This is a genomic window from Micromonospora polyrhachis (assembly GCF_014203835.1).
GTDB lineage: Bacteria > Actinomycetota > Actinomycetes > Mycobacteriales > Micromonosporaceae > Micromonospora_H > Micromonospora_H polyrhachis.
Window position 1 is genome coordinate 4,598,914 of the sequence record NZ_JACHJW010000001.1, and the last position, 23,979, is coordinate 4,622,892.

Sequence of the window (23,979 nt, forward strand, 5' to 3'; positions counted from 1 at the left end):
CCGCATCCTCAGCGCGTCGTCATGGGGTGGTCGAGTCCTCGACCGGCCCGCGGACCGTGGAGAGCAGGATCGTGTCGTCGGACTGTTGAGGCGGACCCGGGTCCGGGGCGTTTCGCGGACTGTTGGTGTCGCGGTTGCTCGTCCGGGCGTCGACCGCCGGTGTGACGGTGGCATCGGGTCGTGGTCGGGCCGACGGGGCGTGGGATTGGACGGTGGGGCTCGGCCGGCGGGACCCGACGGCCGCCTGCCCGCTGTTCCAGTTCAGCGGGGTACGGGCCGCCCGTTGGCTGTTCTGCCGTGCGGTGGCCCGGCGTCGCTGGAGGGCGTCGTAGCCGACCGCCGCCGCGGTGGCCAGCAGCAGGCCGATCGCCCCCACCACGATCTGCGCACGGAGCACATTGGACCGCGACTGGATGATGTTCAGACCTGGATCGAGGATCTCGGTGGTGATCTGCTCACCGGCCCGGGGCCGGTACTCGGCCTGCTTGCTGGCGACCACGTCCTCGATCAGCTTGGTCACCGAGGTGACCGTCGCCAGGGCGCTGGCGTGGGTCGACGCCGTGACCTCGATGGTCAGGATCGAACTGCGGTTGACCAGGCCGATCTCGTAGCTCGGGTCGCCACCGGCGGCCACCACCTGGGTACGCGCGTCGTGCGCGGAGACGGCGATCTGTACGGCCTGGGCCATCGCGTTCTCGCCGACGCGCAGCCACGGGTTGCCGGGTTGCGGGCTGGCGTTGGGCGCGGGTGCGGTGGCGGTGGTGGGCGGAACGAGCAGGACGGCCGCCTCGGTCTTGTATTCCGGCTGGATCGAGGCGCCGAGCACGAGCGCCGCGCCAAGGGTCAGGACTATCACGGGTGCCGTGACGTACCACCGCCGAAACATGAGCTTCAGCAGGTCGAGAAGGTCCATGGTGCTGACCCCTTCGCAAGGCGCAGGTGAGCTGTCGGGATTTAGTGGGACCGGCCCGAGAGCGGGGACGCGGCATCAACGTCGTCACTGTACGCGACCGAACGGTGACCAGCCTCGTGTCGTGGGAGCAATTGGTTCCACAGTCGGATGTACGACCGGACCTGGTGGTCCCAGGCGAGTCGCTCGACGAAGCGGCGGCGACCTGCCACTCGCATCGCGTTCCGGGCCGGTGCGTCGTCGAGCAACTGGTCGAGCGCCTTGGCGAACTCGTCGGGTCCCCCGGTCGGCAGGTAGCTGGCGGCCGATCCCGCGGTACGTCGGGTCTCCAGCAGGTCGACCGCGACGACCGGTACGCCCCGAGCGACGTATTCCACGGTCTTCGCCATTGTGGACAGCTCGGCCATTCTGGTTGGCGCGTCCGGTTGGATTGCCAGCGTCGCGGACCGCAGCAGCGTGTCGACCTCGGCGGCGTCCAACCATCCGGTGAACCGCACGACGTCGGCGAGACCGCGCTCGGCGGCGAGTCGACGAAGCTCCGGCAGGCAGTCCCCGTCTCCGGCGATCGACAGTTGCCAGTCGTCCGCGCCGCGTAGTGCGACGAGTCGCTCGGCGGCGAGGACGGCGACCTCGACGTGGTCCTGCGGGTTGATCACACCGAGGTAGACGATCCGCTTGGTCCGACCGGCCCGCTGAGGGCTACTGGGCACGCCCGGAGCTCCGGGCGATGTCGGCCCGCTGGTCCAGTCTCGGTCGTCGGTCGGCCCGAAGTCGATTCCGGTGGCGTCAACCTCCGCGATGGTTGGACCGTTGCGGACCACCACGACCCGGTCCGGATCGCAGCCGCCCCGGCTGATCGCCAGGTCCCGGTACGACTCGTTGGTGGAGACGACGGCTGAGGCGCTTCGCCAGGATGCCTTCTCCAGCAGGCGCAGGATACGCAGCACCACCGGATTTGGGCGCCCGGTCTTGCACTCGTACAGTTCCGGGCTCAGGTCGTGGTGGTCGAAGACGAACGGGCGGCCCAGCAGCCGCATCAGGAGACCCGGTATCCAGAAGATGTCCGGCGGGTTGCAGGCCTGTACGGCGTCGACCCGGTCGCGCGCCATGATGCCGACCAGTCGTGCGGTGACCGCGGTCAGCGCCCAGGTGAACTCGGCGGCGAAGGAGAGTAGTCCGGATCCGGCGAGTGGCTGGGGAAAGGAATGGATCCGGCTGGTCCTGGTGCCGGGGACCAGCCGTGGCCGGTCTGGTCCACGGGGGCAGATGACGCTGACCCGGTAGCCGGCCGCCTCCAGTGCCTGGCACTCTCGGATCACCCGGCGGTCCCGCTCGACGGGCAGATTGACCACCACGATGACAATGTGCGGGGATCGGTCGACCATCAACTGCTCCCATCCCGCGACAATGTCCTCTGCGAGACTGCGCTACCGAGGCGCGTGGGGCAAGGATGCTGATTCGCGAGTGTTGTCGGCTTGTTTACATGACGAAACCTGGTCGGGGGATTGCCGATTCATTCGATGATCTAAATGTGAATGGGTCTCTCGGTTCGGCGTGTCAACACCTCCCGAGGTCAACCTACTTCGATTGCTTACCTTCCGGATTTCCTGCCAGTAAAGACATGTCGCTTTCCCCTGGCCAACTGGTTAGCCTGTGCCTGCCGCCGTTGGCGGTCACCGGTGGCCGGCGTGGACCCCTGCCCTCGCCGCGTCTCTGGAGGGGTGGAATATGCGCCTTCGCCGTGCGTTCCGGCTCTTTTTCACAGTCGCTCTGCTCGTCACTATCGTCGTACCGCTGCGGGTTCCGGCAGCGGCTGCGGTGACCCTGCCCAACGGTTTCCAGGAACAGGTCGTCTTCAGTGGTCTCCAGCAGCCGACAAACATCGAGTTCGCGCCGGACGGGCGGGTGTTCGTCGCGGAGAAGAGCGGTCGGATAAAGATCTTCGAAGATCTTGCCGACAACAGCCCGACGCTCTTCGCCGACCTCTCCCGCAACGTGCACAACCAGTGGGACCGGGGACTGCTCGGGCTGGCCCTGCCTCCCGACTTTCCCGCCACGCCCTGGGTCTACGTGCTCTACACCTACGACGCCCCGCCCGGTCAGACCGCCCCGGTCTGGAACGACGTCTGCGGGGACGCCAACAACGGCCGATGCGTCGTGACCGGGCGACTCTCCCGGCTCCGGGCCAGCGGCAACGTCATGACCGGCGACGAGCAGGTCCTGATCCACGACTGGTGCCAGCAGTACCCCAGCCACTCCATCGGTGACCTCGGTTTCGGAGCGGACGGCATGCTCTACGTCAGCGCGGGCGACGGGGCCAGCTTCAGCGCCACCGACTACGGGCAACTCGGCAACCCGGTCAACCCGTGTGGTGACCCGCCCGGTGGCGCGATGACCCCACCGACCGCCCAGGGTGGCGCACTGCGCTCCCAGGACGTACGCACCACCGGCGATCCGACCGGACTGGATGGTGCCGTGTTGCGCCTCGACCCGGCCACCGGTGCCGCCGCGCCGGGCAACCCGCTGGCCGGCTCCGCCGACGTCAACGCCCGCCGGATCGTCGGGTACGGCCTGCGCAACCCGTACCGGCTGGCCATCCGGCCGGGCACCAACGAGGTGTGGCTGGGGGACGTCGGGTGGAACGCCTGGGAGGAGGTCGACCGGCTGGTCGATCCGACCGCCGCCCCCACCAACTTCGGCTGGCCCTGCTATGAAGGCGCGGGCCGGATGTCCAGTTACGACAACGCCAACCTGAACCTCTGCGAGGCCCTCTACAGCGGGGCCGGCCAGACGACTCCGTACTACACGTACCACCACAGCGCCGAGGTGGTGCCCGGGGAGAACTGCGCCCAGGGCGGTGACGCGGTATCCGGGCTCGCCTTCTATCCCGGCTCGGGTGGCACCTATCCAGCGGCGTACGCGGGGGCGTTGTTCTTCGCCGACAACTCGCGGGGCTGCATCTGGGCGATGCGGCCGAGCAGCCCCGGTGGCCTGCCCGCCCCGGGCAACATCGAGGCGTTCGGACAGGCCGCGGCGAGCCCGGTCGACCTCGCCATCGGCCCCGGTGCCGAGCTCTACTACGTCGACCTCGCCGGCGGCACGGTCCGCCGGATCCGCTACTACCCGGGCAACCAGCCGCCGGTGGCCCAGATCGAGGCCACACCCACCAGCGGACCCGCCCCGCTCACCGTCGACTTCGACGGCACCGCCTCCACCGACGCCGATCCGGCAGATGTCGGCCGGCTGACCTACCGCTGGGACTTCACCAGCGACGGTACGGTCGACGCGACCACGCCCACCGCCCGGTTCACCTATCCGGCCAACGGCCACTACACCGCGACGCTGACCGTCACCGACACGCTCGGTGTCACCGCTACGGCGACGGTCGAGATCCAACCGGGCAACAGCGCGCCCAGCGCGGTGGTGGACACGCCGACCAGCCAGACCCGGTGGCGGGTGGGGGACCGGTTGACCTTCTCCGGGCACGCCACCGACCCACAGCAGGGAACGGTGCCGCCGTCCGGCCTGTCCTGGCGGCTGAGCATGCGGCACTGCGAGTCGGTGGACAACTGCCACACCCACCCGCTCCAGGAGTGGCGGGGAGTGACGACCGGCTCGTTCGTCGCGCCGGACCACGAGTATCCGTCCCATCTGGAGCTGGAGCTCACCGCCACCGATGAGGAAGGGCTCACCGACACGGTGGTCCGCCGGTTGGACCCGGCGACGGTGGAACTCGACTTCGCCACCGATCCACCCGGCCTCCGGCTCAGCGTCGGGCCGTCGACGGCGGTCACCCCGTTCAGTCGTACGGTGATCGTCGGCTCGACCAACACGGTCAGTGCGCCGAGTCCGCAGAGCGCCGACGGTCTCACCCACACCTTCGCCAACTGGTCCGATGGCGGTGCCGGCACGCACGTGGTGATCGCCCCGGCGACGTCGACGACGTATACGGCGACCTACACCAGTGCCCCGGGTTGTGCCGACGCCGCCGGCTACACCTGTGCGACGACCACCGCCCGGCCGTTCGTGCCGGCGGACCAGACGGTGCTACCGCTGACCGGGGACGACGCCGCGACCCGGGTCGACCTGCCGTTCGGCTTCCCGCTGTACGGGCAGACCCACACCGCGGCCTGGGTCTCCACCAACGGGTTCCTCTCCTTCGTCGAACCGGAGGGGCCGTCCGCGGTCAACACGACGGTGCCGAGCGTCGACCGACCGAACGCGGCGCTCTACCCGTTCTGGGACGACCTGGTGGTACGGGACGACTCCAGTATCCGGACCGCACTGGTCGGTACGGGAGCGGAGCAGCGGCTCGTGGTGGAGTGGCGCAACATCGGCCTCTACGGCTCCACCTCGGCGCGGATCACCTTCGCGGTGGTGCTGGCCCCGGACGGCGAGGTGACCTTCCACTACGCCGACCTGAACACCAAGGGGCGGGAACGGGGTGACTCGGCGACGGTGGCGATCGAGGACGGCACCGGTGCGGTGGCGTTGAGCTACTCGACCGACCAGCCCAACCTCCGCAACGGCACCGCCGTGATCTTCACTCCACCACGGGGTACGCCGTAGTCGTGGTCGAGTCCCCACGGCGGGGTACGCCGTAGTCGTGGTCGAGCCGCGTACCAGGGGCCGGGTGGGCGAACGGAGCAGCCCGCCCGGCCGCCCGGCCTCCCGCGTCCTACTGAGTGGTCGTTAAGTCTGGCTGGTCGGACGACCACGCACGGTCCGCCAACTGACAGCGGGTTCGTCACCCGGCCCCGATGCTGTGACCAGGCAAAACGCGCCGAATTCGAGGGCGGCGCGGGCCGGGGGGATGGGGGGCGACCATGTCGCGTGCGGTACGACGAACACTGTCAACGATGCTGGCGGTCGTCCTCGGTGGGACCATGACGGTCGGGTCACCGGCCGGCGACGAGCGGCCGGCACAGGCCACCCCACCGGCCGGGTTCACCCAGCAGGTGGTCTTCTCCGGCCTGACCCGACCGACCAAGCTGGTCTTCTCGCCAGACGGGCGGATCTTCGTCGGGCAGAAGAACGGCATCATCAAGGTCTTCGACGGACTCTCCGACACCACCGCTACGGTCTTCGCTGACCTCCGGTCCAACGTCTACGACTTCGAGGACCTGGGGCTGATCGGGCTGGCCCTGGCCCCGGACTTCCCCGCCGACCCGTGGGTGTACGTCAGCTACAGCTACGACGGCATGATCGGCGGCAGCGCGCCGACGTACAACGATGCCTGTGCGGCGATCGGCAGTTGCCCGGCCAGCAGCCGGGTTTCCCGGCTCCGGGCTGACGGCAACGTGATGACCGGGACCGAGCAGGTGCTGCTGCACGACTGGTGCCAGCAGATCGAGAGCCACTCCATCGGTGACCTGGCCTTCGGTCCGGACGGCGCGCTCTACGTCACGGGCGGGGACGGGGCGTCGGGCACCTTCACCGACTACGGTCAGGCCGGCAACCCGACCAACCCGTGTGGTGACCCGCCGGCACCGATCGGTGGGGCGATGACCCCGCCCACCGCCGAGGGCGGCGCGCTGCGGTCGCAGGACGTCCGTACCCCGGCCGACCCGACCGGGCTCTCCGGAACGTTGATCAGGATCAACCCGACCACCGGGGCCGCGTTGCCGGACAACCCGTGGGCGAGCAGCGCCGACGCCAACACCCGCCGGATCGTGGCCTACGGGCTGCGCAACCCGTACCGCTGGGCGTTCCGACCGGGCACCAGCGAGGTCTGGTTGGGCGACGTGGGGTGGCGTGTCTGGGAGGAGATCAACCGGATCACCGACCCGGCCGGCGGACCGGTGCGCAACTACGGCTGGCCCTGCTACGAGGGCAACGTCCGGCAGAACGGCTACCGGGCCGCCGGGCTTGAGCTGTGTAGCAGCCTCTACACCGCGCCCGCCGGTACGGTCACGCCCCCGCACTACACGTACGCGCACAGCCAGCAGGTCGCGGCCGGCGACGGCTGCCCGACCGGTGGCTCGTCCCCGTCCGGGGTGGCCTTCTATCCGCGCGGCGGCGGCAGCTACCCGCCGGAGTACGCGGGCGCGATGTTCTTCGCCGACTACGCCCGGGGTTGCATCTGGGCGATGCGGGCCGGTCCCGACGGGGTGCCGGACCCGGCCGACATCGTCGCCTTCTCGGCCACCGCCGCCGGGCCGGTGGACCTGGTCGTCGGCCCGGACAACGACCTCTACTACGTGGACCTGGCCGGCGGCAGCGTGCGGCGCTTCCACTACAGCTCGGGTAACCAACCGCCGGTGGCGGTGGCTCGGGCCACCCCGACGTCGGGCAGCGCCCCGCTCGCTGTCGCCTTCGACGCGACCGGCTCCACCGACCCGGACCCCGGGGAGATCCTGACCTATCGGTGGGACTTCACCGGTGACGGCACCTTCGACGCGACCGGAGCCACGGCGAACCACACGTACCCGACGGTCGGCACCTATCCGGCGAAGCTGCGGGTGTCCGACGCCGCCGGTAGGACGGACACCGCGACGGTGCCGATCATGGTCGGTACGGACGCGCCGGTGCCGGTGATCGACTCACCGACCGCCGCACTGAACTGGGTGGTAGGCCAGCGGATCATGTATTCCGGACACGCCACCGACCCGCAGGACGGTGAGCTGCCCCCGTCGGCGCTCTCCTGGCACCTGATCAACCGGCACTGCACCGCACCGGACAACTGCCACACCCACGTGGTGCAGGACATCGCGGCGAGCGCCGCCGGCTCGTTCCTGGCCCCGGACCACGAATATCCGTCATACCTGGAACTGACCCTGACCGCCACGGACAGCGGTGGACTGACCGCCAGTACGACGGTACGGCTGGACCCGCGTACGGTCAGTCTCACCCTGGCCAGCGAGCCGAGCGGGCTGCAACTCAACCTGGACGGCACCAACCTGACCACGCCGGCCACCCGGCAGGTGATCGTCGGGGCGACCACCACGCTCAGCGCCCCGGATCCGCAGGCGTACCGCAGCAGCAGCTACACCTTCGCCGGCTGGTCCGACGGGGGCGCTCGGACCCGGGTGCTGACCGCGCCGGAGACAGCGACGACCTACACGGCGACCTTCACCGGTGCCCCGGGTTGTGGGGACAGCTTCGGTTACACCTGTACGACGGTCGGCGGTGCCCCGTTCGTACCGGCCGACCAGACGGTGCTGCCGCTGACCGGTGACGAGGCACTGACCCGGGTGGAGCTGCCCTTCCCGGTCACCTTCTACGGTCAGCGCTACACCAGCGCCTGGGTGGACGTGAACGGGCGGCTGTCGTTCCAGGATCCGGGCCGCTCGTGGGGGGTGAACACCCCGCTGCCGGACCCGGCCGCCCCGAACGCCGCGATCCATCCGTTCTGGGACGACCTGGTGGTACGCGCCGACTCGTCGATCCGGACGGCGCTGGTCGGGGCCGCGCCGGACCGACGGTTCGTGGTCGAGTGGCGCAACATCGGGCTCTACGGCTCGTCGTCGGCGCGGATCACCTTCTCGGTGGTCATCGCGGAGTCGGGACAGATCACCTTCCACTACGCCGACCTGAACACCAAGGGACGGGAGAAGGGTGACTCCGCGACGGTCGGTATCGAGGACCCGACCGGTACGGACGCGACGCAGTATTCCGTGAACCAGCCGGTGCTGGTCAACGGCCGGGCGGTGGTCTTCACTCCGCCGGCACCCTAGGCGTGGTGACCTCCTGCGCCGGCTGGGTACGGCGGACGGCCCGGAGCCGGACGACCACCAGCCGGCGCAGTCGACGGTCGGTGCCCCCCAGCACCGTCGCGGCGATCAGGCTGGCGGACCCGCCCACCAGCAACAGGTCCAGCAGCGGGGGTCCGGTGGCCAACCCGAGCCGGTCGGCGGCCACCGGCACGACCACGGCGGCCAGGGCAGCCAGGGCCGCCGGCCCGGTCGGGGCGAGGAACCGGGCCACCGAGGCCCCCACCGCCCGGTGCACGGTGACCCAGACCGCCGCCGCGTTCACGACCAGCTGTATCGCGATCCCGGCCAGTGCCACCGCGGTCGCCTGAGCCACCGCGTCGTCGCTGGTCATGAGCGTGCCGACGGCGGCGAGGGTGGCCACCCCGAGGACGCCCCGGCTCCACAGGATCGCGGCGAGCTTCGCCGGTCGACCGATCGCCTGGAGGGCCGGGCCGAGCAGCACCCCGTAGACGTTGACGGCACCGAAGAGACAGAGCAGTCGCAGCGGGATCTCGGTGCCGGCCCACTGCGGACCGAGGAACGTCACCAGGGGTTCGGCGGTGGCCGCCAGCACGCCCAGCACCGGCAGGCCGGCGACCGCGCCCAGGTGCTGCAACTGGACCAGATGGGCGGTGAACGCGGCCCGGTCCTGCTGGAGCCGGGACAGCGACGGCAGCGCCACCTGCTGGATCGAGCGGACCGTGACATCGACCAGCATGTCGGGCAGTCGGGCGGCCAGCCGGTAGATGCCGGTGGCGACCGGGCCGAAGAAAATGCCGGTGAAGATGATGTCCGCGCGGGAGCTGATCAACGACCCCAGGCCGGCGTTGGCCGCGTGTGCGGAGAAGGCCCACAGCTCCCGGATGGCACCGAGCCGGGGTCGGCGGCTCGGTCGCCAGGGGCAGACCACCCAGAGCACGACCAGACTCACCACGGCGTTGACCAGTTGCTGGCCGACCAGCGCCCAGATGCCGGCCCCGGCCAGCGCCAGTGCCACCCCGACGACGCCGCTCAGCACCGCGGCGAGCAGGGTCCGGATGGCGATCGCCCGGAATTGCAGCTCGCGGCGCAGCACCGCCTCGGGCACGATGCCCAGCCCCTGGATCAGCACCAGCGGGGAGAGCGCCAGACAGACCACGGTCAGCTCGGGGGCCCGGTTGACCAGTGCCCACAGGGGACTCGCCGCCGCCGTGAGCAGGCTGCCGCCCAGACCGGTGAGGAGCAGGACGACGAAGGCGGCGTCGAGGTGTTGGGAGGTGAGCTGGTCGCGCTGCACGATCGCCGCGACCAGACCCTGCTGGATGACGGTCTGCGCGACGGTGATGAAGACGGTGGCCATCGCCACCAACCCGAACTCGCTCGGCCCGAGCAGCTTGGCCAGCAGGAACGTCACCACGATGGAGGAGCCGACCCGGCCCGCCGTGAGCAGGTACGACCAGCCGATCGCGGACCGGACCCGACCTTGTGGCGGTGCGCTGGCCGGGCTGCTCGGCGCGGCGGACGTGGCGCCGCGCACTAGAAGGCACCGCTCGACGTGGTGGTGGCCCGGAACCGTCGGGTCAGCCGGCGTCGCCAGCGGCCGAGTCGTACCCGGATCCGCCGCGCCCACCAGATGGCGAGGAACGCCATCGCGGAGCTGAGCCGGGTGGTCAGCCGGGGTTCGCCGGTGGAGAGCATGCGCAGGGTCTCCATCAGCATCCGGAGCCGGGGTGCCCGGACCCGCCCGTCCTGCTGTCCGTACCAGGCCAGGGCGGAGGTGGGCGTGCTGTCCTTTGCCTGCCGGGTGGAGGCCCCGTGCATCCGACGCTGGAAGAGCGGCTGGTCCACCTCGTGGATCTCGCCGAGCCGGGCCACCTCGGCGAGCAGCGTGTAGTCGGAGGAGAGGAACGGTCGGATCATCCCGGTCCGCCGTAGTGCCGAGAGGCGGAACACTCCGAAGTGGGCGTGACAGAGGCTGAGGTGCTGGGCGACACCGGCCACCCGCCGCCAGGGCCGGTGGTCGCGCAGGTGCATGCCGTCGGCGTACGGGCCGATCATCACGCCCGCCTCGTCGATCAGCACGGTACGGGGATAGGCAAGCACCACCCGCTCACCGGCGGCGTCGAGCGCGGCCACACAGGTGCTCAGGTAGGACGGCAGGCAGACGTCGTCGTAGGCCACCCACTTGAACAGCTCGCCCCGGGCCAGCTCGACGACCCGGGCGTAGTTGACGTGACCGCCGAAGTTGCGGGGGTTCCGATAGAGCCGGATGCGGGAATCGCGGGCGGCGTACCGCTGGCAGATCTCCCAGGTCCGGTCGGTCGAGGCGTTGTCGCTGACGATGACCTCGAAGTCCCGGTAGTCCTGGGCGAGCAGGGCGTCCAGACAGTCTTCGAGATAACGCTCGGCGTTGTAGAGGGGGACACCGAGGCTGACCCGGGGGGTGCCGGGAGTCACCGGGGGCGTACCGGCCATCGAGTCCTCCCGCTCAGGCGATCAGCAGTTCGGCCTCGACGCCGAGTTCCCGCAGCGTCGCGCCGATCTCGTTACGATAAGCCGGATTGGTCCCGATGACCGTGCGGGTGCCCAGCGTGGCGAGCTCTTCGGGGGAAGTCACCCGGTGCCCGGTCACCGGCAGGTAGCGGCCCCACTTGCGCGGGTTGACGTCGACCACCGCGGCCAGCCGCCCCGCCGGGTCGGCCAGGTGCAGGAACTGCACCCCCCGGGAACCGGCCCCCCACAGCACCGGCCGGTCACCCGCGGCCAACGCCCGGTCGATGAGGGAGCGCCACCGTTCACGCTCGGTCGCGTGCCGGTCGGCGAAGCCGGCGATCGAGTCGAGCTGGCGGTCCCGGTCGGCCGGGCCGGGCAACTCGGCGCGGACGGCCGAGGCCGGCACCTTGCTCGCGATCTCGACGTACCGGAACATCCCTGAGAAGAGCGGCCCGGTGGCCACCACCCGCCAGCCGGCCCGCTCCACGATCCGGCACAACGAATGGCCGTCGAAGTAGGAGACGTGCGGGTAGATCACCTCCCAGCCGGCGGTGGCCAGGTCGTAGCCGGCGTCCGGCACCTCCAGGTAGCCGTGCACCGGCCGGTCACCGGCCAGCTCCCGCAGCCGTACCAGGAAGCCGTACGGGTCGTCGAGATGCTCGAACCAGTGCCGGGAGGTGACGAAGTCGAACGCCGGAAGGCGGTCGTCCAGGGGTGCCGGCCCGCTGTGGAAGGTCGCGCCGGACGGGTCCGGGCCAATCGGACCGGCGTACATCTGGTCGTAGCCCACCCCCCGGGCGCCGGCGACGTGGCACAGCTCGCGCAGGAACTCGCCCTGGCCACAGCCGACGTCCAGCACTGTCGCCCCGCGTAGTGGATAGCGCCCGGCCAGGTGCCGGACCAGCTCGGTGGAGAACGACTGGAACGCGGGGGAGTGGTGCAGGTTGGTGTCCATGGTCGTGTCGTAGACCAGGGCGGCCGGGTCGAAGGCGATGTTGCGCACGTAGGCGCAGTCCGGGCAGTAGGCCAGCAACATGGTGCCCAACGGCGAGGCGAGCGCCTCGGTCGGGCTGCCCCAGTGCACGCCGCAGAAGACCGGGATCTCCCCGAGGTCGGCGAAGGGCACCAGCACGGTGCCACCGCAGGCGTCACAGATCCGGGCTCCGCCTAGCTGGTCGGTCCGCCCGCCGGCGCGGATCACGCCGCCGCCCCCTCGGCCCTGCCCGTCCCCTCGGCCCCGCCCGTCGTGGCCGGGCGACCCTGGCTGTCGCGCCAGCGCAGGGCGGCGTCGATCCGGCCGGCGGAGCGCAGCGCCTGGATGCGGCGTAACCGCTGGTGCCGGTCACCGGTGAAGTCGGCCAGGGCCAGGCCGTGCCGCTGGTAGGCCTCGACCAGCTCCTCGATCCCCTTGCGTACCGTCCACCGGGGCTGGAAGCCGGGGACCTCGGCGGCGATCCGGTCGCAGTCGACCCGGTAGTTACGGGCATCGGCCGAGGCACCTCCGGCGAAGGTCACCGTCGAGCCGTCGACGATCTCGGCGACCAGCTCCGCCACGTCCCGGATCAGGTAGTTCTCGGTGCTGAGCCCGACGTTGTACGCCCGGCCGTGCACCACCTCGCGGGGCGCGTCGAGCAGCGCCAGGAAGGCGGCGCAGATGTCCTCGGCATGCACCAGGGGCCGCCAGGCCGAACCGTCGGAGAGGAGACGTACCTCGCCGGTGAGCAGCGCGTGTGCGGTGAGGTCGTTGACCACCAGGTCCCCACGTAACCGGGGCGAGAAGCCGTACGCGGTGGCGTTGCGCAGGAAGACCGGGGAAAAGTCGTCGTCGGCGAGTTCGGTCAGGCCCTGCTCGGCGCGGACCTTCGAGTCCCCGTACGGGGTGACCGGGGCGAACCCGGCGTCCTCGGTCAACGGCCGGTCGTCCAGCCCGGCCCCGTAGAGGCTGCACGAGGAGGAGAAGAGAAAGCGCGACACCCGGGCCGCCTTCGCCGCCATCGCCAGGCGCAGGGTGGCCCGGTGGTTGACGTCGTAGGTCAGCTCCGGGTCGAGGTTGCCGATCGGGTCGTTGCAGAGTGCGGCCAGGTGGCAGACGGCGTCGAAACCGGCACAGTGTTCGGGTAGGACGTCGCGTAGGTCGAGCCGGAGCGTCGGCACCTCGGCCGGAGCCGGCCCCAGCAGGCAGTCCGCGTAGAGGTCGGTGTCGAGCCCGGTCACCTCGTGCCCGGCCGCTTGGAGCATCGGGGTGAGGACGCTGCCGAGATAACCATGATGGCCGGTCACGAGAACACGCACGGCAGGGCTCCCGAATTGTGATCGGAATTGAGAAGGCGAGCTTATTGAGACCCCGCTGGTAGGCCGGCCTATTGTCGGACTTCTTACTGAACCCTCCGCTGCCTGGGTCGCCTGGCTAGCGTGACCGGAGCGTGTGGCTGGACCGCCGGTAATCCGATTCATATTCGGGGTGATTGGGCATGACCCTTGCCGAATGTCGGCTGTGCTCCACCGGATTGACCGAGACCTTTGTTGATCTCGGAATGTCGCCACTGTGCGAAAGCTACCTGCCGGCCGAGCGGCTGGACAGCGCCGAGACCTTCTACCCGCTGCACGTACGGATCTGTCCAGAGTGCCTGCTCGTGCAGCTGCCGGCGTACGTCCCGGGCGAGGAGATCTTCTCCGACTACGCCTACTTCTCCTCCTACTCGGACTCCTGGGTGGCGCACGCCCGGCGGTACGCCGACACCATGGTCGAAACGCTCGGCCTGGGGGCGGAGAGCCTGGTCACCGAGGTGGCCAGCAATGACGGCTACCTGCTCCAGCACTTCGTCGCCCGGGGCGTACCGGTGCTCGGCGTCGAGCCGGCGGCCAACATCGCCGAAGTGGCCCGGGGTCGGGGCGTCCGTACCGAGAACCGGTTCCTCGGTGCGGCGAGCGGGGTCGAGCTGGCCGACCGGTACGGGCAGGCCGATCTGGTGGTCGGCAACAACGTCTACGCCCACGTCCCCGACCTGGTGGGCTTCACCGCCGGGCTGGCCGCCCTGGTCAAACCGACCGGACTGGTCACCCTGGAGTTCCCGCACCTGCTTCGGCTCGTCGAGCGCCGGCAGTACGACACCATCTACCACGAGCACTACCAGTACCTGTCGCTGCTCACCGCGCGCCGGGCCCTGGCCACCGCCGACCTCTCCGTGGTGGACGTGGAGGAACTCTCCAGCCACGGTGGCTCACTGCGGGTGTACGCCCGACCAGCCACCGGTGCCGGTGAACCGTCGAGCAACGTCAAGTCGGTGCTGGAAGCGGAGGCCGAGGCCGGTCTGCACACCGTGGCCGGGCACCGGGGCTTCGCCGAGGCGGTCTTCGACATCAAGCGGGACCTGCTCGACTTCCTGCTCACCGCCCGCGCCCAGGGGCGGCGGGTCGTCGGGTACGGCGCACCGGGCAAGGGGAACACCCTGCTCAACCACTGCGGCATCCGGGCCGACCTGCTCGAATACACCGTCGACCGGAGTCCGCACAAGCAGGGGCGGTTCCTGCCCGGCACCCACATCCCGATCCACGCGCCGGAGCGGATCGAGCAGGACCAGCCGGACTACGTACTGGTGCTGCCCTGGAACCTGCGTACGGAGATCTCCGCGCAGCTCGACCACGTACGCCAATGGGGTGGCCGGTTGGTCTTTCCGATCCCGGCGCTGGAGGTCGTCTGATGAAGGTCGTCCTCTTCTGCGGTGGCCTCGGTATGCGAATGCGCGAGGATGCCGCCTCCGCGCCGAAACCCATGGCGATGATCGGTGATCGGCCGCTGCTGTGGCACGTGATGCGTTACTACGCTCATTTCGGGCACACCGAGTTCATTCTCTGCCTCGGTTATGGTGCCGCCGCGGTCAAGGACTACTTCCTGCACTACGACGAGACGTTGTCCAACGACTTCACCCTCAGCATGGGCGGTCGGGACGTCCGGCTCTTCTCCTCCGACATCACCGACTGGAACATCACCTTCATCGACACCGGTCTGCACGCCACCATCGGCGAGCGGCTGATGCGGGTGCGCGAGTACGTCGAGGACGATCCGCTCTTCCTGGCCAACTACGCCGACACGCTGACCGATGCGCCGTTGCCGAAGCTGATCGAGCGGTTCCGGGCCGGCACCGAGGTGGCCAGTCTGCTGGCCGTACCGGTGCAGTCGACCCACCACGTCATCGACATCGGCGAGCGCGACCAGGTCAGCCGGGTACACCCGATCCGGGACCTGATGCAGTGGGAGAACGGCGGCTACTTCATCCTCCGGCCGGAGATCTTCTCGGTACTGCGTACCAATGAGGACCTGGTGCCGCACGCCTTCGAGCGGCTGCTGCCCGGACGGCGGCTGCTCGCCCAGCGCTACACCGGATTCTGGCGCGCGGCTGACACCTTCAAGGACCGTGCGGAGTTGGAGGACCTCTACCGCTCCGGGCGATGCCCGTGGATGCTCTGGGACGCCAACCGCAACGGCCTGCGCCCGGTTCCGGTGGTGAGCCGCTGATGTTGTCGTTGCACCTGGCCGGGGTGCGGTCCGTGGTACTGCTCGGGGCGCATCCCGACGACATCGAGATCGGTGCCGGCGGTCTGCTGTTGGCACTGGCCGGCACGGCCCGTCCCGAGCCGCTACGCGTTCACTATGTCCTGCTCACCGGTGGTCCGGACCGCCAGGCCGAGGCCCGCGCCGCCGTGATGACGTTCCTGGCCGGTGCGCGGATCACTCTCGACCTGCACGATCTGCCCGACGGCCGGGTGCCGGCCCACTGGGGACGGGCGAAGGAGATCGTCGACCGGGCCGCCGCCGTCGTACCCGACGTCGACCTGGTCGTCGCCCCCGGTACGGACGACGCCCACCAGGACCATCGCCTATTGGCCGAGTTGGCACCCACGGCGTTCCGGGATGCTCCACTGCTGCACTACGAGATCCCCAAGTGGGACGGGGACCTCGGTCGACGCAACCTCTACCTGCCCCTGACCGAGGAGTTGGTCCGGCGGAAGCTGGAGTTACTCCACGCGTGTTTCCCGTCACAGAAGTCTCGGGACTGGTGGGACGATGAGGTGTTCCTCGGGCTGGCCCGGCTGCGCGGCATGGAATGCCGAGCCCGGTACGCCGAGGCGTTCCGGTGCGAGAAAGCGGTGATCCGGTTATGACCACGAGCCCGTTGTCGATCTGCCTCTTCGGGGTGCCCGGCTCGGGAAACAACCTGGGCGTCGGCGCGTTACGGGCCGCCACCCTCGCCGGTCTGCTCGGCCGGGAACCGCAGGCCCGGGTGACCGTCTTCGACGACGGCTGGGGCCAGCGTGCCGGGCGCGCCTACGTGGCCGGTCGGCCGGTCCCGATCGCGCTGGCCGGGGCCCGTCACTCCCGGCGCTACCACCGGCCCGAGTCCTATCTGAACATGCGGGTCAGTGCCGCACTCGGTGGCCTGGGGAACACCGGGGTGACCCGGATCGACGCCGCCGACGCGGTGCTCGACGTCAGCGGCGGGGACAGTTTCAGCGACATCTACGGCGAGCATCGGTTCCGATCGGTGGCCTGGCCCAAGCGACTGACCCTGTTGCGGAACCGGCCGCTGGTGCTGCTGCCCCAGACGTACGGACCGTTCCGGTCGGCCCGACTGCGCGCCGAGGCGGCCAACCTGATCCGGAGCGCGGCAATGGCCTGGGCCCGGGACCCGGAGAGCTTCCACGCGCTGAACGAACTGGTCGGCCCCGACCTCGATCCCCAGCGGCACCGCGAGGGCGTCGACGTGGCCTTCGCGTTGGAGCCGCGGGAGCCCGACGGTGCCTCGTACGAGCGGATGGCACAGTGGTTCGCCGCCGCGCCGGGGCCGGTGGTCGGGATCAACGTCAGTGGACTGATGGTCCAGTCGGAAGGGATGGCCCGGTTCGGGCTGACCGGGGACGGTGGCAACGTCGCCCAGCGCCTGTGTGAGCGGTTGCTCGCCGAGCCGGACACCCGGGTGGTCGTGGTGCCGCACGTACGCAGCCCGGGTGGGGTCGACTGCGACCTGGCGGCCAGCGAGCGGCTGCGGGACGCGCTCGCCGTCCGGTACGCCGACCGGGTGACGGTCGCGCCGACCGACCTGGACCCGCACCAGGCCAAGTGGGTGATCGCGCGGACCTCGTGGTTCTGCGGGATGCGGATGCACGCCACCATCGCCGCGCTCTCCTCGGCGGTGCCGGCCGCCAACATCGCCTACAGCCTGAAGGCGCGCGGGGTCTTCGCCAGCGTGGGGCAGGAGCGGCACGTCGCCGACGCCCGGCGGCTGACCGACGACGAGTTGCTGGGGACGCTCTGGTCGTCCTGGACGACACGGGCGGAGGCCGCTGCCGAGCTGGCGGTGCGTACCCCGGAGGCGATCCGGCGGGCCGCGGCGCAGATGGACGAGATCGTGGCCCTGGCCCGTGCCGAGCACACGGCGCGCGGCACCGTCGGGGTGCACTGATGGCGCGTCCCCGGACCGTGCACGACGTCGCCGCACACAAGCTCTGCACCGGCTGCGGGGTCTGTGCCTACCTGGCCCCGGACGAGATCCGCATGGTCGACGTCCTCGATCACGGTCGCCGGCCGCTGCCGGTGTTGCCGATCCAACCCAGTCGATCGACCCACACCCCGGGAACGTCCGGTGCGGCCAGCGCGTTGCGGTGCTGCCCCGGGGTACGGCTGGAGCACGAGACCAGCACCCCGGCGCCGGGCGAGATCGCCGAGTTGCGGGCCGGCTGGGGGCCGGTCCGGGCGATCTGGGAGGGGTACGCCGCCGACGAGCGGATCCGGTTCGCCGGCTCCAGCGGCGGGGTGGCGACCGCACTGGCCGCCTACTGCCTGGAGCAGGCGGGGATGGCCGGGGTGCTGCACATCGGGGCCCGATCCGATGTGCCCTACCTCAACGAGACCCGGTTCTCCCGTACCCGGGAGGAGCTGCTCGCGGCGGCGGGTTCGCGGTACGCACCGGCCAGCCCGTGTGACCGGCTGGACCTGGTCGAGTCCGCCGAGGTGCCCTGCGTCTTCATCGGCAAACCGTGCGACGTGGCGGCGGTACGGATGGCCCGGCAGGTCAAGCCGGAGCTGGATGCACGGGTGGGGCTGACCATCGCGGTCTTCTGTGCGGGCACCCCGTCCACCCGGGGCACGCTGGAGATGCTGCGTCAGCTCGGTACGCCGGACCCGCAGCAGGTGGCGTCGGTGCACTACCGGGGCAACGGCTGGCCGGGGCGGGCCCGTGCCCGCCTCGTGGACGATCCCCCGGGGCAGGAGCGGACGCTCAGCTACGAGCAGTCCTGGGGGGACATCCTGCAGAAGCACCGGCAGTGGCGCTGCTATCTCTGCGCCGACCACACCGGCGAGTTCGCCGACGTGGCGGTCGGTGACCCGTGGTACCGGCCGACCGGGGACGATCCGGGGCGCTCGCTGGTGCTGGCCCGCACCGAGCGGGGCGTACGCCTGGTGGAGGCGGCGATCGCGGCCGGCGCGCTGGTGCTGGAGCCGATGCCGGCGCGGATCCTGCCCGCCTCGCAACCCAACCTGCTGAGCGCTCGGGGTGCGGTCTGGGGTCGGCTGGTGACCCTGCGGGCGGCCGGTCTGATGACCCCCCGGCTGAAGCACCTGCCGATGGCGGGCATGTGGTGGCGGGCCCTGTCGGCCAGGCAGAAGTTCCAGTCGACGGTGGGCACCCTGCGCCGGATCCGACGGAAGCGGCTGCGGGTCCGGGCCGAGCTGATCCCGTACGGGGAGCGGTCGGCCCCGTCCGACGAGCAGCGGTCGCCGGTCAGCTGATCGGCACCGGTCGGCCCGGTCAGTCGACCGGTATCGGACGACCGTTGTCGAACCAGGCGTTGGTGCTGCGGTCCCAGGTGATGCCCGGGTGGTTGGGACGGGCGACCACCCCGTAGCGGTAGTCGCGGCCGAACTTGTTGTCGCGGATGACGATGTTGGAGGCGGTCAGGTCGTTCCGGATGCCGATCGAGTAGTTGCCGCCGTTGCAGTAGTTGCCCTCGAAGAGGAGGTTGCGCACGGCCGGGCCGGTGGTCGAGCCGATCATCAGGCAGGCGTTCATCGGGTCCCGGGTGCTCGCCCGGTAGGCGTCCAGCCGGTTGTGCCGGACCACGATGTTGACCCCGGCGGTGGTCTGGAGGGTGTCGTTGTGTGAGCCCTCGATCCGGTTCAGGTCGTGGATCCAGGAGTCGATGACGTTGGTGTTGTCCCCGAGCCGGGGGCCGTCGTTGACGTTGTAGATGTTGACCCGGCGCAGCGTGTAGTTGGCGCAGCACACCGCTGCCGCCGTCTTGTTGGTGCCGTTGATCTCGACGTCCTCGACCACCATGCTGGCATCGCCGAGGGTGCGGAGGGCGTAGGCCGGGCTGTCGCAGGTGATCCGGGACTTCCGGATGGTGACGTTCTTGGCGTACACGTTGACGCAACCGGTGATGTTGAGGTTGGAGACGACCTCGCCGTCCTGCCGGAGGCTGAGCGATCCGGAGTCGCGCAGGATGGTGCCGGCCGGTACGCCGGTGGTGGTCGGCCCGGGCCAGTAGCTCAACGGAGTGGGGGGTCCACCCGGGGTGGGGCTGCTCGGGCTGGGACCCGGGGACGGGGTCACGTCCGGGTACGGGTCCCCGTCGTGTTGCGAGTCGACGATGCTCGCCGGTGCGGACGGGCTGTAGACGAACGGGGTTCCGCAGTTGAAGACCTGCACCCGGACGGCGGAGTAGTTGCCCGGGGCGATGCCGTTGGTGCCGCGCCCGGTGCAGTAGACCTTGCTGTCCTCGATGAGGGTGCCGGTGGAGCCGGCGCGTACGGTGACGACGGCGGTGCCACCCGACTTGACCACGATTCGGCGAAGGGTGACGTTGTTTGCCGCGATCTCGATCGGGCGGATGATGGTCTGGTTGGCGAGTACCGTGCCGGGCGTGGTGATCACCATGGGGCCGGTGTCGGGGTCCTCGGGGTTGGCCAGGATCAGGTAGCCGGTGCCGGCGACGGCGGCCACGCCGAGGCCGACTCCGCCGGCGATCAGTCGCCGTCGGTTGCGGCGAGAGCGTCGGTCGCCGATCGGCTCGGTGTCGATCGGCTCGGCGTCGAATGGGCTCAGGGGTTCGGTATCGGACATGACTTCCCCTCGCAGAGATCGACTCTCGCTCGGGCTCGCCCCGCCGTTCGTCTGCCCCGAACCACCCGCCCGGTCGCCGCTGACCTGCCGCTTCGAGCCGCCATCCGGGTGGGGCCGCGCGTATCGGAAATCGACGGATATGCTGCCCCGTACACCTTGGATGCTACAAGGTGTACCGAGTGCGTTACATATTTCGATCTGACGGATTACGGACAGATTGGGCGGCGCGATCGGCGTGAGGACTGTCTTCCGGGGAGGGGTTTCCCTGGTCAACGAGCTTGTTGGCGGGGGAGTACCACCTCGCGCAGGATCAGTTGGACCGCCGCCACCGCCGGGATGGCGACCAATGCGCCGATGACCCCGAACAGGGCCACGCCCACCAGTGCGGCCACGATTGCCGCCACGTCGTTGACCTTGACCGAACGGCGCATGACCTTCGGGTAGATGAGATAGTTCTCGATCTGCTGGTAGACGATGAAGAACACCACGCTGGCGATGCCGACCTTGAAATCGGTGGCGAAGCCGACCAGGCTGACGATCACCGCGCCGAGCGTCGCACCGATCTGCGGGATGAGGTCACAGACCGCCACCACGACGGCGAGCGCGAACGGATAGGCCAGTCCAACGACGACCGCGAAGGCGAACGCCGCCCCACCGGCGACCACCGCGATGGCCAGCGCCCCCACCATGTACGCGCCCACCTTGGCGAGGATCTCATCCCCGATCAGTCGCACCCGCTCCCGTCGGGAGGCCGGCACCAGCGCGTAACCGAGGGACTTCATCCGGTCGAACGCGGACATGAAGTAGATCGTCAGCACCACCACGGTCAGGACGTTGAAGATCGTCCCGAAGATCCACCGGGCACCACCGAAGACCCCGCCCAGCGCCTGACCGACCGTCTCCGCGTTGGCCGCCGACTGCACCCGTTCCATCAGGTCGAATCGCTCGACCAGATCGTTGATCGTCTCGTTGCGGCGCAGCTCGGTCAGATAGGTGGGAAGCTGTTCGATGAACTGCCCGGACTGGGTCACCAGCGGTGGCACGAGCGCGAACAGGCCACCACAGAGCAACAGCACCACGGTCAGCGAGACCGTGGCGACGGCGAGCCAGTGCGGCAGACCCCACGAACGCAGCCGGGCGACGGCCGGGTTGAGTCCCATCGCCAGGAACAACGCGATGAAGATCAATACCAGCATGGACGCCGCGTTGCGTACGGCGAGGAAGGCGGTGTACGCCAGCAGCACGCCCAACGCGCCGGTGAAGCCGACCAGGAACGGGTTGCGGCGCAATGGTCGGCCTGGTTCACCGAACCGACCCGAGGGACCAACCGCGACGGCGGGCACCGGCTCGTCCGTACCGGCCTTCTCGGCTGCCGCCTCGCCGGCGGTGACGGTCGCCGCCGACGGCGGTCGAGCATCCTCGGCTGCCGGTTCCCTCTCCGTCACCAGACCCTCCCCGATGTCTGGCCCCGCCCGGTGCCGGCGGCCGGGCCGGCACACCGTACGCCGCTTTGGTGGGTGACGGCTGCGGGGATGTCCTTCGGGAGATTAGCCGGCCCGGCCGACCAGAGCCAGTCGTGGGAAGCGGCCCGGCTGCTGTTGATCGGTGTTGACCGTGGCGGCCGGACCGGTTGGTGTTGATCGGTGTTGAGCGTGGCGGCCGGACCGGCTGGCGTCAGGGCACGTCGATCGCGTGGGATGTCTCGCCGTCGGGTCGCCGTCCGTCCGTCAGTCGGACTCGACGCTGACCTTCTCCGCCTTGGTGCCCCGATCCTTCTCCGTGCCGCCCTTACCCGACCGCTTGCTCTTGGCCTCGCCCGATCCCGAGCCGGAGCCCGACCCGGTGCTGGCGGTAGCGCCGGAGACGGTCGACTTCACCGGCTCCCGGCCGCCCTCGACCGGGGCCGACACCGTGACCGGTTGACCATCGTCGGTCGTCGCGGCGGCCACCGGCTCGGTCGCACTCTGCCCCTCGACCGGCGAGCCGATCGGGTCCGGCTGGTCCGTCGGCGGCTCGGCCGGGTCCTCGGTCGCCCGCCGTACCTCCGTCTCGGCCTGGGTCACCTGCCGTTCCGCCTGGGCGGCCGAGTTCTGCACGTCGGTTAGTCGCTCACCCTCGCCCGTCATCTGCTTGCGCAGGTCGGCCAGCCGCTGTTCGAGCTGGTCGGACTCCTGCCGGGACAGCCAGGCCTCCTGCCGGATGTCAGCCAGCGTCTGCTGCGCCTGAGCGATCTCCTGCATCACCTCGGCGAGCTGCTGCCGTCCCGCGACCGCCTCCTGCTGCGTGCTCGCCAGATGCTGCTGGGTGGTGGCGAGGGCCTGCTGGGCCGTGGCCGCGTACTCCTCGTACTGGCGCTTCGAGACGGCCACGTGCTCGTCGGCCTTCCGTCGAATCTCCGCCGCCTGCTCCTCCGCCAGTCGGGTGATCTCCGCTGCGGCTACGGTCGCCTGCTGGCGGACCTCCTCGGTTTCCTCCTCGGCCTCCCGGCGTACCCGCTCGGCGTACTCGTCGGCCTGGCGGCGCAGGTCTTCGTCGTATCGTTCGGCCTGCTGACGCAGGTTGACCGCGTCCTCCTCGGCCTGCTGGCGCAGGTTGGCGGCTTCGCGTTCCAGCTCGGCCCGCTTAGCCGCGTACTGCTGCTCCAGACCATCCCGCCACTGGGTGAACTCCTGCTCGACGGCGGCCCGGCGGTCGGCGATCTCCTTCTCGCTGGTGGCCTGCCGCTCCTTGATCTCCTGTTCGACCCGGCTACGCCACGCGCTCAGCTCCTGCTGCGTCTGGGCGCGGGCCTGCTGCACGTACGTCTCGGTCTCGGTGCGCATGCGCTGCACGTACGCCTCGGTTTCGGCGCGGCTACGCCGGCCGGACTCCGCAGCCTGCTCGATGATCTGCTGAGCCTCGTGCTTGGCCTTGGCGTGCGCGGCCTTGCCGGCCTCACGCAGTTGGGCGACCTCCTGCTGGACCTGGGCGTGCGCGGCCTTGCCGGCCTCACGCAGCTGGGTGACCTCCTGCTGGGCCTGGGCGTGTGCCGCCTTGTTGGCCTCCTGGATCTGGGCCGCCTCCTGCTTGGCCTTGGCGATCGCCGCCCGCCCGGCCTCCACCAGTTGGGTCGCCTCGTCCTGGGCCCGGGTATGTGCGGCCTCGCCGGCCTCCCGGAGCCGGGCGGCCTCGTCGGCGGCCTGCGCCACCATGGCGTCGGCCTCGGCCCGCTTGGCGGTGCTGGCCCGATCCTCCTCCTCCCGACGCGCGGCGAGGGCGATCTCGAAGTCCCGCAGCGCGACGGCGGCCTGCTCCCGGGCGTCGGCGAGCAACTGCTCCGCCTCGCCCCGCTTGGTCTCGATGTCCTGCATGGCACTCGCCTGGATCGCGTCAGCCTGCTCCTCGGCGAGGGTCAGGATCTGCTCGACCCGAGGCCCGAGGTGCCGGAACGATGCCCGGTCCACCACCCCGACCTGGCGTCGCACGTTGGCCAGATCACGCTGGATCACCTCGACCTGGCCGGCGAGCTTGTGGATCTGGGTGTACGCCTGTTCGCGTTCGGCGGTCAGTGTCGCGATCTCGTGCTCGGCCCGAGCGACGTAGCGATCCACCTGCCGTTTCTCGTAGCCCCGAAAGGCCGGCTCGAAGCTTGGTTCCGTGGCAACGTCTCCGCCAAGAGCGAACAGTTCCTCGCCGTGCGACATGTCCCCATCCTCACATGCATCGTCCCGATCCGCGGCACATACAGATCGCTGACGACGCTTCTTCACGACCGGGTACGGGTGAGACCCGAAGGACTTCA

16 protein-coding genes are annotated in these 23,979 nt (G+C 70.1%); 7 read left to right on the plus strand and 9 right to left on the minus strand.

What is annotated here, in order from left to right; all coding sequences use genetic code 11:
- Positions 1-19: 19 nt before the first annotated feature.
- Complete coding sequence (locus FHR38_RS20225) at positions 20-913, minus strand: hypothetical protein (protein WP_184536145.1); 894 nt, start codon at positions 911-913, stop codon at positions 20-22.
- Positions 914-954: 41 nt separating this feature from the next.
- On the minus strand, positions 955-2,295 hold the full coding sequence (locus FHR38_RS20230; RefSeq protein WP_184536146.1) for a glycosyltransferase family 4 protein: 1,341 nt from the start codon (positions 2,293-2,295) through the stop codon (positions 955-957).
- A gap of 343 nt (positions 2,296-2,638) precedes the next feature.
- Between FHR38_RS20230 and FHR38_RS20235 the strand changes: the two genes are divergently transcribed.
- Both FHR38_RS20235 and FHR38_RS20240 read left to right on the plus strand, forming a co-directional pair.
- Complete coding sequence (locus FHR38_RS20235; protein WP_184536147.1) at positions 2,639-5,479, plus strand: NIDO-like domain-containing protein; 2,841 nt, start codon at positions 2,639-2,641, stop codon at positions 5,477-5,479.
- Positions 5,480-5,769: 290 nt separating this feature from the next.
- Entirely contained in the window at positions 5,770-8,586 is a 2,817-nt protein-coding gene (locus FHR38_RS20240; RefSeq protein WP_246446661.1) for a PQQ-dependent sugar dehydrogenase, read from the plus strand.
- Here FHR38_RS20240 and FHR38_RS20245 read toward each other — a convergent pair.
- From FHR38_RS20245 to FHR38_RS20260, 4 genes are read right to left on the minus strand one after another with little or no spacing between them, the layout of a single operon-like run.
- Complete coding sequence (locus FHR38_RS20245; RefSeq protein ID WP_184536148.1) at positions 8,567-10,120, minus strand: lipopolysaccharide biosynthesis protein; 1,554 nt, start codon at positions 10,118-10,120, stop codon at positions 8,567-8,569. The two genes, FHR38_RS20240 and FHR38_RS20245, sit on opposite strands and share 20 nt — an antisense overlap.
- Positions 10,120-11,058, minus strand: a complete 939-nt coding sequence (locus FHR38_RS20250; protein ID WP_184536149.1) for a glycosyltransferase family 2 protein — start codon at positions 11,056-11,058, stop codon at positions 10,120-10,122. Before FHR38_RS20250 ends, FHR38_RS20245 begins: the two co-directional genes overlap by 1 nt.
- 13 nt (positions 11,059-11,071) lie before the next feature.
- Entirely contained in the window at positions 11,072-12,277 is a 1,206-nt protein-coding gene (locus FHR38_RS20255; RefSeq protein ID WP_184536150.1) for a class I SAM-dependent methyltransferase, read from the minus strand.
- On the minus strand, positions 12,274-13,368 hold the full coding sequence (locus FHR38_RS20260; RefSeq protein ID WP_184536151.1) for an NAD-dependent epimerase/dehydratase family protein: 1,095 nt from the start codon (positions 13,366-13,368) through the stop codon (positions 12,274-12,276). The genes FHR38_RS20255 and FHR38_RS20260 overlap by 4 nt, the downstream gene beginning before the upstream one ends.
- A 179-nt stretch (positions 13,369-13,547) precedes the next feature.
- On the opposite strand from FHR38_RS20260, the gene FHR38_RS20265 reads away from it, so the two are divergent.
- Genes FHR38_RS20265 through FHR38_RS20285 form a run of 5 tightly spaced genes read left to right on the plus strand, consistent with a single transcriptional unit; the run spans position 13,548 to position 18,865 of the window.
- On the plus strand, positions 13,548-14,777 hold the full coding sequence (locus tag FHR38_RS20265; protein WP_184536152.1) for a class I SAM-dependent methyltransferase: 1,230 nt from the start codon (positions 13,548-13,550) through the stop codon (positions 14,775-14,777).
- Positions 14,777-15,592 (plus strand): glycosyltransferase family protein, encoded by an 816-nt coding sequence (locus FHR38_RS20270; protein WP_184536153.1) that lies wholly within the window; start codon positions 14,777-14,779, stop codon positions 15,590-15,592. The genes FHR38_RS20265 and FHR38_RS20270 overlap by 1 nt, the downstream gene beginning before the upstream one ends.
- Positions 15,592-16,239, plus strand: a complete 648-nt coding sequence (locus tag FHR38_RS20275) for a PIG-L deacetylase family protein (protein ID WP_184536154.1) — start codon at positions 15,592-15,594, stop codon at positions 16,237-16,239. The genes FHR38_RS20270 and FHR38_RS20275 overlap by 1 nt, the downstream gene beginning before the upstream one ends.
- Positions 16,236-17,537, plus strand: a complete 1,302-nt coding sequence (locus FHR38_RS20280; RefSeq protein WP_184536155.1) for a polysaccharide pyruvyl transferase family protein — start codon at positions 16,236-16,238, stop codon at positions 17,535-17,537. The genes FHR38_RS20275 and FHR38_RS20280 overlap by 4 nt, the downstream gene beginning before the upstream one ends.
- Entirely contained in the window at positions 17,537-18,865 is a 1,329-nt protein-coding gene (locus tag FHR38_RS20285) for a Coenzyme F420 hydrogenase/dehydrogenase, beta subunit C-terminal domain (RefSeq protein ID WP_184536156.1), read from the plus strand. Before FHR38_RS20280 ends, FHR38_RS20285 begins: the two co-directional genes overlap by 1 nt.
- 19 nt (positions 18,866-18,884) lie before the next feature.
- Here FHR38_RS20285 and FHR38_RS20290 read toward each other — a convergent pair whose 3' ends face one another.
- From FHR38_RS20290 to FHR38_RS20300, 3 genes are all read right to left on the minus strand, one after another.
- Complete coding sequence (locus FHR38_RS20290) at positions 18,885-20,198, minus strand: hypothetical protein (protein ID WP_184536157.1); 1,314 nt, start codon at positions 20,196-20,198, stop codon at positions 18,885-18,887.
- Between the two features lie 269 nt (positions 20,199-20,467).
- Positions 20,468-21,643, minus strand: a complete 1,176-nt coding sequence (locus FHR38_RS20295; protein WP_376771419.1) for an AI-2E family transporter — start codon at positions 21,641-21,643, stop codon at positions 20,468-20,470.
- 282 nt (positions 21,644-21,925) lie between these two features.
- The gene (locus tag FHR38_RS20300; RefSeq protein WP_184536158.1) at positions 21,926-23,881 is read right to left on the minus strand and encodes a coiled-coil domain-containing protein; all 1,956 of its coding nucleotides are present in this window, start codon (positions 23,879-23,881) and stop codon (positions 21,926-21,928) included.
- Between the last annotated feature and the right edge of the window lie 98 nt (positions 23,882-23,979).